General features: G+C 71.5%; 12 protein-coding genes and 1 tRNA gene. 6 read left to right on the top strand and 7 right to left on the bottom strand.

Annotated elements, in window-relative coordinates; all coding sequences use genetic code 11:
• Window positions 1-373: 373 nt before the first annotated feature.
• Window positions 374-1,558: a PP2C family protein-serine/threonine phosphatase gene (locus VGN18_RS18410; RefSeq protein WP_327541181.1), complete on the bottom strand. Its 1,185-nt coding sequence runs from the start codon at window positions 1,556-1,558 to the stop codon at window positions 374-376.
• A 304-nt stretch (window positions 1,559-1,862) separates the two neighbouring features.
• Window positions 1,863-1,936 (bottom strand) — tRNA-Gly (locus tag VGN18_RS18415).
• Window positions 1,937-1,986: 50 nt separating this feature from the next.
• On the opposite strand from VGN18_RS18415, the gene VGN18_RS18420 reads away from it, so the two are divergent.
• Both VGN18_RS18420 and VGN18_RS18425 read left to right on the top strand, forming a co-directional pair.
• Window positions 1,987-3,123: a cysteine--tRNA ligase gene (locus tag VGN18_RS18420; RefSeq protein WP_414655068.1), complete on the top strand. Its 1,137-nt coding sequence runs from the start codon at window positions 1,987-1,989 to the stop codon at window positions 3,121-3,123.
• 259 nt (window positions 3,124-3,382) lie between these two features.
• A complete protein-coding gene (locus VGN18_RS18425) occupies window positions 3,383-3,673 on the top strand; it encodes a hypothetical protein (RefSeq protein WP_327541183.1) in 291 nt (96 codons plus the stop codon).
• Window positions 3,674-3,679: 6 nt separating this feature from the next.
• On the opposite strand, the gene VGN18_RS18430 is transcribed toward VGN18_RS18425, so the two are convergent.
• Entirely contained in the window at window positions 3,680-4,153 is a 474-nt protein-coding gene (locus VGN18_RS18430; RefSeq protein ID WP_327541184.1) for a ribose-5-phosphate isomerase, read from the bottom strand.
• A 74-nt stretch (window positions 4,154-4,227) separates the two neighbouring features.
• Between VGN18_RS18430 and VGN18_RS18435 the strand changes: the two genes are divergently transcribed.
• Entirely contained in the window at window positions 4,228-5,196 is a 969-nt protein-coding gene (locus VGN18_RS18435) for a cytochrome c oxidase assembly protein (protein ID WP_327541185.1), read from the top strand.
• On the opposite strand, the gene VGN18_RS18440 is transcribed toward VGN18_RS18435, so the two are convergent.
• Window positions 5,153-5,518, bottom strand: a complete 366-nt coding sequence (locus VGN18_RS18440) for a DUF952 domain-containing protein (RefSeq protein ID WP_327541186.1) — start codon at window positions 5,516-5,518, stop codon at window positions 5,153-5,155. The genes VGN18_RS18435 and VGN18_RS18440 overlap by 44 nt on opposite strands.
• Before the next feature lie 23 nt (window positions 5,519-5,541).
• The gene (locus tag VGN18_RS18445; RefSeq protein ID WP_327541187.1) at window positions 5,542-6,243 is read right to left on the bottom strand and encodes a TetR/AcrR family transcriptional regulator; all 702 of its coding nucleotides are present in this window, start codon (window positions 6,241-6,243) and stop codon (window positions 5,542-5,544) included.
• Window positions 6,244-6,391: 148 nt separating this feature from the next.
• Between VGN18_RS18445 and VGN18_RS18450 the strand changes: the two genes are divergently transcribed.
• The gene (locus VGN18_RS18450; protein WP_327541188.1) at window positions 6,392-7,312 is read left to right on the top strand and encodes an NAD-dependent epimerase/dehydratase family protein; all 921 of its coding nucleotides are present in this window, start codon (window positions 6,392-6,394) and stop codon (window positions 7,310-7,312) included.
• A gap of 4 nt (window positions 7,313-7,316) precedes the next feature.
• On the opposite strand, the gene VGN18_RS18455 is transcribed toward VGN18_RS18450, so the two are convergent.
• Both VGN18_RS18455 and VGN18_RS18460 read right to left on the bottom strand, forming a co-directional pair.
• Window positions 7,317-7,937: a DsbA family protein gene (locus VGN18_RS18455; protein WP_327541189.1), complete on the bottom strand. Its 621-nt coding sequence runs from the start codon at window positions 7,935-7,937 to the stop codon at window positions 7,317-7,319.
• 32 nt (window positions 7,938-7,969) lie between these two features.
• On the bottom strand, window positions 7,970-8,425 hold the full coding sequence (locus tag VGN18_RS18460) for a peroxiredoxin (RefSeq protein WP_327541190.1): 456 nt from the start codon (window positions 8,423-8,425) through the stop codon (window positions 7,970-7,972).
• Between the two features lie 129 nt (window positions 8,426-8,554).
• On the opposite strand from VGN18_RS18460, the gene pepN reads away from it, so the two are divergent.
• Both pepN and VGN18_RS18470 read left to right on the top strand, forming a co-directional pair.
• Window positions 8,555-11,116, top strand: coding sequence for an aminopeptidase N (gene pepN, locus VGN18_RS18465; protein WP_327541191.1), 2,562 nt, complete (start codon window positions 8,555-8,557; stop codon window positions 11,114-11,116).
• Between the two features lie 118 nt (window positions 11,117-11,234).
• On the top strand, window positions 11,235-12,468 hold a 1,234-nt coding region (locus VGN18_RS18470; RefSeq protein WP_327541192.1), incomplete at its 3' end, for a lytic transglycosylase domain-containing protein.

Consider the following 12,468-nt stretch of genomic DNA (forward strand, 5'->3'; position numbering starts at 1 on the left):
CAGGTGGTGAATCATGGGGGCGGCCTGCTCTCGTTGGGGTGCGCGGGAGGGTCGAACGATGACCGTACCCAGCCGGTGTGAGTAGTCCCGACCTCGGGACAGTCCATCCTCAGCGGTCGTACATCGGAGGTCGTACACCCGAGCCGCGATTGGCTACCACGGAACCGACGGGCCGGGGCCCCGCCCGTGAGGTCGAGCGGTTGACCTTCTTCCGGCCCGCGAGTCGCTCGGGCCGCCACCAGCATCAGTTCGGCGATCGCCCGATCCACCTGCGCGGCGCCTGACACGATCGTGGCGAGGGAAGCGATCTTCGAGTTCGCCCGACCCGGAAACGACCGCGATCAGGAACGCCTCGGCGCCGCACTCATCGGCGTCACCCGTCCCAGCGCAGGTAGACCATGGTCGCGTCGTCCCGGAGGCTCGTGGCGGAGTGTTCGATGGCGGTCCGGATGAGGCGTCGGACGACCTCGTGCGGGGAGGCGCCCGCCGTGTGTTCTCGGGCGAAGAGGTCCCGCAGCCGCTGTTCGCCGAAGGGAGTGCCATCCGGCATGGCCGAGTCGGTGACGCCGTCGGTGTAGAGGAGGACTCCGTCGCCCGGCTGGAGGCGCGTCTCGACGATGTCCCCGACAACCGAGCCGAGCGCGCCGATCCCCAACGGGAGACCGGGTCGCACGCACGGTTCGGACAAGATCGAGCCGTCGCGCACGATGATCGGCAGGGGATGACCGCAGGTCATCCAGGTCAACAGACCGTGCGCGGTGTCGAGCCGGCCGAGCACCGCGGTCGCGAAGGCCGGCCGGCCGGGAAAGGTACGCGCCGCGGCGTCGATCCGCGAAGCGAGCTGAGCGAAGTCGTCGCCTGCCCGCCGCCCGTGGCGGTACGCCCCGACCAGAAGAGCGGCGAGCACCGCGCTGCTCAGCCCGTGCCCGACCGTGTCCAGGACAGCGAAGTCGAGCCGCCCGGCATTGAACGCGTAGTCGAAACAGTCGCCGCCGACCTCGTACGCGGGTTCGAGCAATCCCGCGATGGTCGCCCCGGCCGCGGCGAAGGACAGCGGGGGCAGCAGCGACCACTGCATCTCGGCGGCCAGGTCCATGTCGTGACGGCGGCGCAGCAGGTGCGGCAGATCCGTGTACTGCGCGCTGGCCAGCAGCAACGGAGCGGCAGCCAGACCGAGCTCGGTGACGAGAAACTCGATCTCGTCATCCCAGCGCGACAGCGTCATGGCCAGCACGCCGAGCCGGTTCGACTGCTCGGAGACGGGCACCCACACGTGCCATCCGTCATCACGCTCAGCAGCGAGCGTCGTTGAGGACGTGAAGGCCCGTCCGGCCATCGACCCGTCGAGCGAAGCGACTTCCGGCTCGCTGCCGTGCATCAGGACATCAGGGTGCGGCGTCAACGCGACGTGCGCATAGTCGATCAGCAACAGCACCACATCGCGTCCGCCGATACCGGCGACCGCCGCGGCAAGAGTCTCCACGAACGCATCCGGTTGCGCGGTCTGATGGGCCAGCAACAGACGCGTCACCGGCCGATCCCGCGCATCGACCGTCACGACCGCCCCCCAATCGCGGCGCCGATGGATCGGCCGGTGATCTCAGTCGTCTGCCGGCGCCACCCAGCATCAAACCCTGAATCGCGAAGTCCGCAATCCCGATCTCCGACCCTAGGCGATCGCATGGGGCCGACGTCAAAGTTGTGCTGATCGTGCTCGGACACGCCAGCGCGACCATGACCGTGGATCTCTGCGGGCACGAATCGGCCCGACTTCCGCGGACTCTTCTCGGACCAGCGGCTGGTTGGTCAAGCTTCCGAGATCACCCTCGACGCAACGGAACCAACAGCTGCTGGGGCAGAGCTGGAGCGGGCGACGAGAATCGAACTCGCGTAATCAGTTTGGAAGACTGAGGCTCTACCATTGAGCTACGCCCGCATGGAGCAGGCTCGCGCCTGTTTCCGAGCGTCACGATACCTGCTGGCAGGATGCAGGATGTGAACCCGTCCCGCCTCACCGGCCCGCCGATGCGCCTTCGTCTCGGCACCACGACGCTGCCGATGGTCGGCCACGTGCGCATGTACGTCTGCGGCATCACGCCCTACGACGTCACGCATCTCGGGCACGCCGCGACCTACATCTGGGCCGATGCCGCCGAGCGCGTGCTGCGCTGGCACGGGCACACGGTCACCGTCGCCCGCAACGTCACCGACGTCGACGACGTCCTCTACGCCGAGGCCCGCCGGCGCGGCGAGTCGCACACCATGCTCGCCACCCTGCAGCGCGCCGCCTTCGAGGGGACGATGGCGACGCTGCAGGTACGCCAGCCCGACCTCTCGCCGAGCGCGGCGCAGCACATCGGCCACGTCGTGCAGCTCGCCGCCGCCCTGCTCGACCGCGACGCCGCCTACGAGCGCAACGGCACGGTCTACGCCCGCACCTCGCACGCGTACGCGACGACCGGCCTGGACCGCGAGACCGCGCTGCAGCGGGCCGCGGAGTTCCACGACAACCCGGGCGACCCCGACAAGGACGATCCGCTCGACATCACCGTCTGGCAGGCGGCGACCCCCGACGACGAGGTGAGCTGGCCGAGCCCGTGGGGCGAGGGGCGTCCCGGCTGGCACGCCGAATGCGCGGCCATGGTGCTGGCGCTGTTCGGCGCGAGCGTCGACCTGCACTGCGGCGGCGCCGACCTCGCCTACCCGCACCACGCCTGCGAGGCCGCACTCGCCGAGGCGGCCACCGGCGTCGCACCCTTTGCGCGCGGCTGGCTGCGGGCCGGGCTGGTGTCGGTGAACGGCGAGAAGATGGCCAAGTCCACCGGCAACCTCGTGCTCGCCGAGGATCTGCTGCGCGAGCACTCCCCCGGCGCCATCCGGCTGATGTGCCTCAACCGCCCGTGGGCCCAGCCGTGGGAGTACTCGCCGGCCGAGCTCGACCTCGCCGAGGCGACCCTCGAGCAGCTCTACGCCGCGGCCGCAAGGCTCGAGGCCCAGCCCGGCGCGGCTGCGGTACCGGCAGCCCTGCTCGACGACCTCGACGTCCCGCGCGCGCTCGCCATCGCCCTCGAGGACGGCGGACAGGCGGCCCGCACCTTCATCGAACTGCTCGCACTGTCGTAGGACGCGCCCCCGAGCCGTTGAGTGGCGATTTCTCGATCGAGTGGCGCGTTGTTGCTCGCCATTCGACGCATCACCTCGCCACTCACCGCGCGGAGGGCGGGTCGGGCTCAGGGCCGGACGAGCCAGCATGGGGCAGGATCGGGGCATGAGCGAGGACGCGACCGCGCGGAGGCGGCGACGCCGTCGGGCCACGTCCGGGCAGGGGCCGCCCCCGGGCGCCCCACCGTCCGCGGGCCCACCGTCCGCGTCCCAACCGCCAGTGACCGCCCCACCGTCCGCGGCTCCGCCGGCCGAGGCGGCGCCGAACCGGGAGCGCCCAGCGGCGACGGCACCGCGCGTCGAACCGCCCCGGCGCCGGCGGCCACCGCCCCGCGATCAGGGCGAGCGCGGGCTGCGCGACCTCGTCGGCGCCGGGGCGTCGCAGCTCGGGGTGAGCGGGGCGCTGCGCGGCCGCGACGTGAACCGCCCGACCGAGGAGGACCTCGAAACCGCCGAGCGCGAGGTCGTCATCGTCCGGCGCAACTGGCGCCCGGACGACCGCAAGAGCTGAGCTCGCTCAGCTCGTCTCGTGCCCGGCGATCGCGCCGGTGGCCTCGTACTCGGCCAGCAGCGCGATGCGGCGCTTGTGCCGCTCCCCCTCGGAGAACGGGGTCGCGAGGAACAGGTCGACGAAGCGCAGCGCATCGGCCTCGGGGTGGTTGCGGGCGCCGATGCTGATGACGTTCGCGTCGTTGTGCTCGCGGGCCAGTCGGGCGGTGTCGTCGCTCCAGACGAGCGCGGCGCGAACGCCGGTGACCTTGTTGGCGGCGATCTGCTCGCCGTTGCCCGACCCGCCGATGACGATCCCGAGGCTGCCGGGATCGGCGACCGTGCGCGCGGCGGCGGTGATGCACGGCGGCGGGTAGTCGTCCTCGGCGTCGAAGACGTGGGCCCCGCAGTCGACGGCCTCGTGACCCTGCTCGGTCAGGTGCTCGATCAGCCGGGCCTTGAGTTCGAAGCCGGCGTGGTCACTGCCCAGGTAGACGCGCATGGGACGAATCATGGCAGCGTCACATCCCGCTCGTGCACCCGCGGGCCCGACCACCCACCTGGGACCATGGAGGCGTGACCCTCGCTCTCGACCGGCCGTCGCCCGCTGCGGTGTTCTCGCAGTGGACGCCGCAACCGGTGGCGATCGTCGTCGCCCTGCTCCTCGCGGTGAGCTACGCCCGCGGCGTGCGCCGGCTCGGCCGCCCGTGGCCTCGGGGCCGGATGATCGTCTTCGGCCTCGGCCTCGCCGCGATGATCTGGACGACCTGCGGCTTCTTCCAGGTCTACTCGCGCTCGCTGTACTGGGTGTGGACGGCGCAGACGCTCGTGCTCTGGCTGGCCGTGCCGATCATCGTGCTCTGGGGCCGACCGGTACAGCTGGCCCGGGCGGTCGCCGGGCCGCACAGCCGACTCGAGGCGGTGCTGCGCACCCGTGCGGTGCGCATCGTGTCGAACCCCCTGGTCGGGCCGGCGTTGGTGCCGCTGCTGTCCGGCGTGCTGTTCTTCGGGCCGCTGCCGCGCTGGGCGATCTCGTCGGCCCCGGCGGGCTGGCTGCTGCACCTGGTGCTGCTCGTCGTCGGCGCCCTCATGGTGCTGCCCCTCGTCGGCCTGGACGAGGAGGCGAGCTCGCTCGCGGTCGGATTCTCCCTCGCGATCGGGTCGTTCGAGCTCGTCCTCGACGCACTTCCCGGCGTCGTGCTCCGTCTGAAGAACAACCTGGCGACGTCGTGGTTCGACGTCCGGTCGATCCACGACTGGACGCCGGCCGCGATCCACGACCAGCGGGTCGCCGGGGCGATCCTGTGGTGCGTGGCCGAGCTCATCGACCTGCCGTTCCTGTTCCTCGTCTACCGGCGCTGGCTGCGGGCCGACGCGCGGGACGCGGCGCAGGTGGACGCCGTGCTCGAGGCCGAGCGGGCGGCTCGGCGTGGGGCCCGGCCCGAGTCCGAAGCGGAGCCGACCGACGTCAGCGAGACCGAGCGGGACACACCCTGGTGGCTCAGCGATCCGGCGATGCAGCGGCGGATGCAGCGCCCGGAGTGAACGTCCAGTCCCCGTGCGCGTCACGGGTCAGCGGCACGACCGCCCGCGCCGCCGCCGTCGGGATCGCCCCGTAGAGGTGCGGGAACTCGGTTCCGCTGCCGTAGCTGTCCTCGACCCGGAGCTCGGCCGCGACCGCGCCCGGATCTACCTCGACGACCACCAGGTCGGCCTCGTCGCCGTACCGCAGGTTGGCCGTGGCCGCGACCTGACCGGCGAAGGAGAAGTGCACGAAGCCCTCGGTGTCGAGTGAGGACGGCCGGTACTCGCCCTTCGCGACGGCGTCGGCCCAGGCGTCGGGCGCGATGATGTGGAACAGGCGCATCTCGGTGACGCTACCGATCCGCGTCACGTCAGGCCGAGGTGGCGGGCCATGACGCGGAGCTGGTGCTCGAAGTAGGCGTCGAAGTCGGTGACGCCGTTCTTCAGCCGGCCGAACAGCTCGAAGCTGATGCTGCCGAACAGCTGGGCCCAGACCGACATCGCGCGGGCGAGGAGGGTGGGCGGCACGCCTTCGAAGCCCGGGAAGCCGGCGATGCGCACGAGGTCGGCCCGGACCGCCCGCGGCAGGCGATCCGCCGGCACCTCCAGCGTGCCGGCCGCCACGCCGTCGGCCAGGATGCGCATCGCGACCGTGACCGGACGCTGCGCCTGCTCGATCGTCGCCTCGGGGGCGGCGTACCCGGGCACCGGGCTGCCGTAGAGCAGCGCGTACTCGGGCTGGTGGTCGAGCGACCAGTCGCGGGCACTCCAGCCCACCGCGAGCCAGCGACCCAGCAGGTCGGTGCGCCGGGACACCTCGCCCTCGGCCGTCTCGATCGCCTCGCCCATCGCGGCGTAGCCGTCGAGGATGAGCGCGGTGAGCAGGTCGTCGCGGCTGGCGAAGTAGCGGTACACCGCCGAGGACACCACGCCGAGGTCGCGAGCGACGGCCCGCAGGGAGAGGTTCGGCCCGTCGGCGGCGAGGTGCTCGCGCGCGGTGTCCTTGATGCGCTCGATCATGTCCGCCCGGGCCTGGGCGCGGGGCGAGGTCGTCAGTCGCTGGGCCATGACGGCAGTGTGCCACTAAACCGAGAGCACTGCACTAAAACGAGAGCACTGCTCCGAACAGAGAGCACTGCTCTTGACAATTGCCCGAACCGAGAGCAATGCTCTCTGTATCGCCGCACGGCGACACCATCCCGAACGAGGAGACATCATGGGACTGCACGTCATCGTCGGCGCCGGACCGGTCGGATCGGCCCTCGCCCGCGAACTGCTCGACACCGGCCACGACGTAAGGGTGGTCACCCGCAGTGGCTCCGGCATCGAGGGCACCGAGCGGGTCAAGGCCGATGCGGCCGACGGCGCCCGGCTCGGCGAGCTCGCACACGGCGCGGTCGCGATCCACAACTGCGTCAATCCGCCGTACCACCGCTGGGCCGAGGAGTGGCCGGCCATCTCGGCCGCCCTCATCACCGCGGCCGAGTCGAGCGGCGCCGTGCTGGCCACGACGGCCAACCTCTACGGCTACGGCCCGGTCGACGCCCCGATGACCGAGGACACGCCCCTGGCCGCGACCGGCCCCAAGGGTCGGGTGCGCAACGCGATGTGGCACGACGCGCTCGCCGCGCACGAAGCCGGCCGCATCCGCACGTTCGAGGTGCGCGGCAGTGACTACCTGGGCGGCAACTCGCTGCTGTCACTCGTCATCGCGCCGGCCCTGCGCAAGGGCAAGCGGGCGATGGTCCCGGCCGACCTCGACGCGCCGCACACGTTCACCGATGTGCGGACCGTGGCGAAGCTGCTGGCCGTCGGCACCGCCGACGAGCGGGCCTGGGGTCGCGCCTGGCACGTGCCCAGCGCCGAGCCCACCACCCTGCGCCGCATCACGCAGCTCGCCGCCGACCAGCTCGGCGCGACCCCGAAGCTGACGGCCCTGCCCTACGCCGCCGTCTGGGTGGCCGGGCTGTTCAGCCCGTTCATCAAGGAGCTGCGCGAGACGCAGCACCAGTTCCGCAAGCCGTTCGTCCTCGACTCCGGCCGGGCGACGGCGACCTTCGGGCTGACGGCGCCGACCCTCGAGGACTCCGTGCGGTACGACCTGGAGCAGAACGCGCCGCAGCCGACCGGCGGCTGACCGATCAGTCGAACTGCGGGCTCTCGGTACGGGTGCGCTTGAGCTCGAAGAAGTACGGGTACGAGGCCAGCAGGCGGGCGCCGTCCCACATGCGCACGGCCTCGTCGCCACGGGGGATCCGGGTGAGCACCGGCCCGAAGAACGCGACACCGTCGATGTGCAGGGTCGGGGTGCCGACCTCGTCGCCCACCGGATCCATGCCCTGGTGGTGCGACTTGCGCAGCTGCTCGTCGTAGTCGGTCGACTCGGCGGCGTCGGCCAGCGACTCCGGCAGCCCGACCTCGGCGAGCGCCTCGACGATGAGCGCGCGGTCGAACTCGCGCTGCTGGTCGTGCCGGCGGGTACCCAGGGCGGTGTACAGGTCCCGAAGCACCTCGGTGCCGTGCTCCTGCTCGGCCGCGATGCAGACCCGGACCGGACCCCACCCGCGCTGCAACATTTCGCGGTAGTTGTCCGGAAGGCCTTCCTTGTTGGCGTTCAGGACCGACAAGGACATGACCCGGAAGGTCAGGTCCATGTCGCGCTGCTTCTCGACCTCGAGGATCCACCGCGACGTCACCCACGCGAAGGGGCACAGCGGATCGAAGTAGAAGTCGACGACCGGACGCTCAGAGGTTGTAGTCACGTCAACTACTGTAGCCCCTTGCGAGCTGGGTGCTAGCGAAGTGCGGCGAGCGCCTCGTCCGCGTGCATGGTCATGTTCATCTCGCTGTGGACGGCCTTGACCACCTTGCGGTCCTGGCCGATGGCGAAGGTCCAGCGCTTTACCGGCGCCCCGAGCTTCTCGCCGAACTTGCCCCGCTTCACGCCGAAGATGCCGGCGACGGTGCCCTCGGCGTCGGAGAGCAGCGGATAGTCGAACGAGTGCTGCTCGGCGAACTGCTTCTGCTTGGCCACGGTGTCGCGGCTGATCCCGACGCGCTGGACCCCGGCGGCCTTGTACTCGGCGCCGACATCGCGGAAGTGGCAGGCTTCCTTCGTGCACCCGGTGGTCATCGCGGCCGGGTAGAAGAACAGCACGACCGGGCCGTCGGCGAGCAGCCCGCTGAGGGACCGCTCTGCACCGTCCTGGTCGAGCAGCCGGAAGTCGGGCACCTCGTCACCTTCGCGCATGACCCAACGATAACCGTGGCAAACCCCGCTGGCCCGCGCATGAAAGACTCATCGCAATCACGCCGATCGTGGATCCGATCGCCGCCTGCCCGACGAATTCCTACGACTCCCACAAGGAGTGACCCACCCGTGGCCGTCCCGAACCTCACCCGTGAAGACGCGAGCGCGCGCGCCGCCCTGCTCGTCGTCGACAGCTACGACGTCGTCCTCGACCTGACGGACGGCGGCGGAAAGCCCTCGGACCGCACGTTCCGCTCGACGACGACCGTCCGCTTCACCGCCCGGGAGGGCGCGGAGACCTTCATCGACGTGATCGCCGATCGCTTCCACTCGGTCGTCCTGAACGGCGTCGACGTCGACGTGGCGGACTACCGCCCCGAGAACGGCATCGCGCTCGCCGGCCTGGCCGACAACAACACCCTCGTCGTCGACGCCGACCTCCTCTACACGAACACCGGCGAGGGCCTGCACCGCTTCGTCGACCCGCTCGACGGCGAGACCTACCTCTACTCCCAGTTCGAGACGGCCGACGCGAAGCGCATGTTCGCCTGCTTCGACCAGCCCGACCTGAAGGCCACCTTCACCTTCCACGTCACCGCGCCCGAGCACTGGGAGCTGTCCTCCAACGGCGCGATCGAGCGCGTCGAGGAGCTCGCGGCCGGCAAGACGGTGCATTTCGCGACGACGGTGCGGATCAGCCCGTACATCACCGCCCTGGTCGCCGGGCCGTACCACGTGGTCACCGACCACCACGACGGCATCGACCTCGGGCTGTACTGCCGCCGCACGCTGGCCAAACACCTCGATTCGGACAATCTGTTCGAGCTCACCCGCCAGGGCTTCGACTGGTACCACGCGAACTTCGGCGTCCGGTACCCGTTCGGCAAGTACGACCAGCTCTTCGTCCCCGAGTTCAACGCAGGGGCCATGGAGAACGCCGGCTGCGTCACCTTCCGCGAGGACTACGTGTTCCGCAGCAAGGTCACCGACGCCCGCTACGAGCGCCGGGCCGAGACCCTGCTGCACGAGATGGCGCACATGTGGTTCGGCGACCTCGTGACCATGCGCTGGTGGGACGACCTGTGGCTCAACGAGTCCTTCGCGACCTACGCCTCGGTGCTGTGCCAGACCAACGCCACCCGGTTCACCGACGCGTGGGCCACCTTCGCCAACGCGGAGAAGACCTGGGCCTACCGCCAGGACCAGCTCCCCTCGACCCACCCGATCGCCACCGACGCGCCCGACGTGCAGACGGCCGAGGTGAACTTCGACGGCATCACCTACGCCAAGGGCGCGAGCGTGCTGAAGCAGCTCGGCGCCTATGTCGGCGTCGAGTCGTTCCTGGCCGGGCTGCGGGCCTACTTCACCGAGCACGCCTACGGCAACACCACACTGGCCGACCTGCTCAGCGCGCTCGAGAAGGCCTCCGGCCGCGACCTCGGCGAGTGGTCGAAGCTGTGGCTGGAGACCTCGGGCATCAGCACGCTGCGGGCCGACTTCGCCGTGGACGCCGCGGGGGCCTTCAGCTCGTTCGACATCGTGCAGTCCGCCCCGACGACGGTCGCGACGTCGAACACGGTGCGCCCGCACCGTCTCGCCGTCGGCCTGTACGAGGAGCGCGACGGCCGGCTCGTCCGCACGAAGCGGGTCGAGCTCGACGTCACCGGCGAGCGCACCGCGGTCACCGAGCTGATCGGCGCGACCCGTCCCGCGCTAGTGCTCGTGAACGACGACGACCTCACCTACTGCAAGCAGCGTCTCGACGACGTCAGCCTGGCCACCCTGCGGGCCGGCGGCATCGCCAAGCTGGCCTCCCCGCTCGCCCGCGCCCTGTGCTGGTCAGCGGCGTGGGACATGACGCGCGACGGCGAGCTGCCGACCCGCGACTACGTGGCGCTCGTGGTGGCCGGCGCCGAGCACGAGACCGACATCGGCGTCATGCAGTCGCTCACCCGCCAGGCGCTGCGCGCGCTGGAGATCTACGCCGACCCGGCGTGGGCCCCGCAGGGGTACGCCGCCCTGGCCGACGCCGCGCGGTCCGCCCTCGAGTCGGCCGCGCCCGGCTCGGACCACCAGCTCGCCTGGGCCCACGCGCTGCTGGGCGCGACCCGCACCGACGAGCAGATCGCCTACCTTCGCGAGCTCCTCGACGGCACCACCGAGCTCCCCGGCCTGGCCGTCGACGACGAGCTGCGCTGGTCGATCGTGATGACGCTGTCGGCCCTCGGCGCCATCGGTCGCGACGAGATCGACGCCGAGCTCGAGCGCGACCCGTCGGCCGCCGGGCAGCGGCACGCCGCCTCGGCCCGGGCGCTGCAGCCGACCGTCGAGGCGAAGGAAGAGGCCTGGCGGCTCGCCGTCGAGGACGACTCGCTGCCGAACGCGATGCAGGAGGCCGTGATCGGCGGCTTCGCCCACCCGACGCAGGGCGAGCTGCTGAAGCCGTTCGTCGCCCGCTACTTCGCCTCCATCGGCGAGGTGTGGGAGCGCCGGACGAGCGAGCTCGCCCAGAACGTCGTCATCGGCCTGTTCCCGACCTGGACGTCGACCATCTCCCCCGAGACGGTGGCGGCGGCCGACGGGTTCCTCGCCGGTGACGCGGTGCCCTCGGCGCTGCGCCGGCTGGTCAGCGAGGGCCGGGCCGACATCCAGCGGGCGATGCGGGCGCGGGAGAGCGATCTCAGCGCGTAAGTGCTGGGGAACGGTGGGAACCGGCCGATAGGAGTGGGGCGGGCACGACGCGCCCGTCACCCGCTGTCCTGACCCTCGTTGTAACCGGTGGCCGACCCACCACCTGAGAGTTCTTGCGATGACGCCTGCTCGCCGCCCGCGCCCGTCGCCGGTGCCGCTCGCCGAGCGCACCGGCCGGCCGTCGCGTCTCGTTCGCGCGCGGGCCCGGGCCCGGCTGCAGGCGCACGACCACGCGCGCACCGGATCCATCGCGTCCATCGTGTCCATCGGGGCCGGCGTTGTGCTCTTCGCGCTCGCGGCCATCGCCACCCCGCTCGCCGGGGCCGACACCGCCGCCCCCGCACCCGCGGCCGCGACCCCGTCCCAGTCGTTCGCGCCCCTCCAGATCGTGCCCGCCCCGGCGACGCTCGCCCCGCCCGCTCCTGCGGTGAACCGGGTGCTGCCCCGCGGGCCGGCCCTGGCCATGAGGCAGGCCCCGGTGACCACGGCGGTCATCAGCGGTCTCGCCGCCAACGGCATCCCGAAGACCGCGCTCAACGCCTACCGGGTCGCGGCCGCGCGCATGGCCGGTGTCCAGCCCGGCTGTGGCATCGACTGGACCCTGCTGGCGGGTATCGGCCGCGAGGAGTCCGACCACGGCCGCTTCGCCGGGGCCGTGCTGCACACCGACGGCACCTCGACGCCACGCATCATCGGCCCCGCTCTCGACGGCAAGCACTGGGACTACATCCCGGCGCCGGGCAACGGCAAGGCCCTCGACGGCGACGCCGTCTACGCCCACGCGCTCGGGCCGATGCAGTTCATCCCGTCGACCTGGGCCTCGTACGGGGCGGACGCGAACGGCGACGGGAAGGCCGACATCTTCAACATCAACGACGCCGCGCTCGGGACCGCCCGTTATCTCTGCGCCGCCGGCGGCGATCTGCGCACCCACGCCGGTCAGGTGGCGGCCGTGCTCACCTACAACCACTCCGACCAGTACCTGGCCCAGGTGCTCGCCCTGGCCGACGCCTACCGGCGCGGTGTGCCGATCAGCGGGCTGCCCGTCGGCATCACCAAGGGTGCGCTGCCCAAGGTCATCGACACGGGCTACATCCCGCCGGCGAACCCGGGCGGGCCGACCGCGAACGAGCCGAAGAAGGCGTCGCCGACGCCGGCGCCCACAGCACCGCGGCCGGCGAAATCCTCGTCCACCCGGACGTCTGCGCCGGCACCCCGGCCGGCCACCTCGCCCGCGCCGGCTCCGCGGCCCACATCGTCGACCCCGACGAGCGCCCGGCCGAGCCCGACGACTCCGGCGCCGTCACCGACGGCGTCGTGCGCCCCGTTGCAGCACCTGGTCGGGGCGTGCT

The sequence above is a fragment of the Jatrophihabitans sp. genome, assembly GCF_036000465.1.
GTDB lineage: Bacteria > Actinomycetota > Actinomycetes > Mycobacteriales > Jatrophihabitantaceae > Jatrophihabitans.

Bases quoted from the DNA above. Each gene is read 5' to 3' on its own strand.
- VGN18_RS18420 (WP_414655068.1), top strand. From the start codon at position 1,987: ATGCAGGATGTGAACCCGTCCCGCCTCACCGGCCCGCCGATGCGCCTT.
- VGN18_RS18430 (WP_327541184.1), bottom strand. From the start codon at position 4,153: ATGCGCGTCTACCTGGGCAGTGACCACGCCGGCTTCGAACTCAAGGCC.
- VGN18_RS18440 (WP_327541186.1), bottom strand. From the start codon at position 5,518: ATGCGCCTGTTCCACATCATCGCGCCCGACGCCTGGGCCGACGCCGTC.
- VGN18_RS18445 (WP_327541187.1), bottom strand. From the start codon at position 6,243: ATGGCCCAGCGACTGACGACCTCGCCCCGCGCCCAGGCCCGGGCGGAC.
- VGN18_RS18450 (WP_327541188.1), top strand. From the start codon at position 6,392: ATGGGACTGCACGTCATCGTCGGCGCCGGACCGGTCGGATCGGCCCTC.
- VGN18_RS18460 (WP_327541190.1), bottom strand. From the start codon at position 8,425: ATGCGCGAAGGTGACGAGGTGCCCGACTTCCGGCTGCTCGACCAGGAC.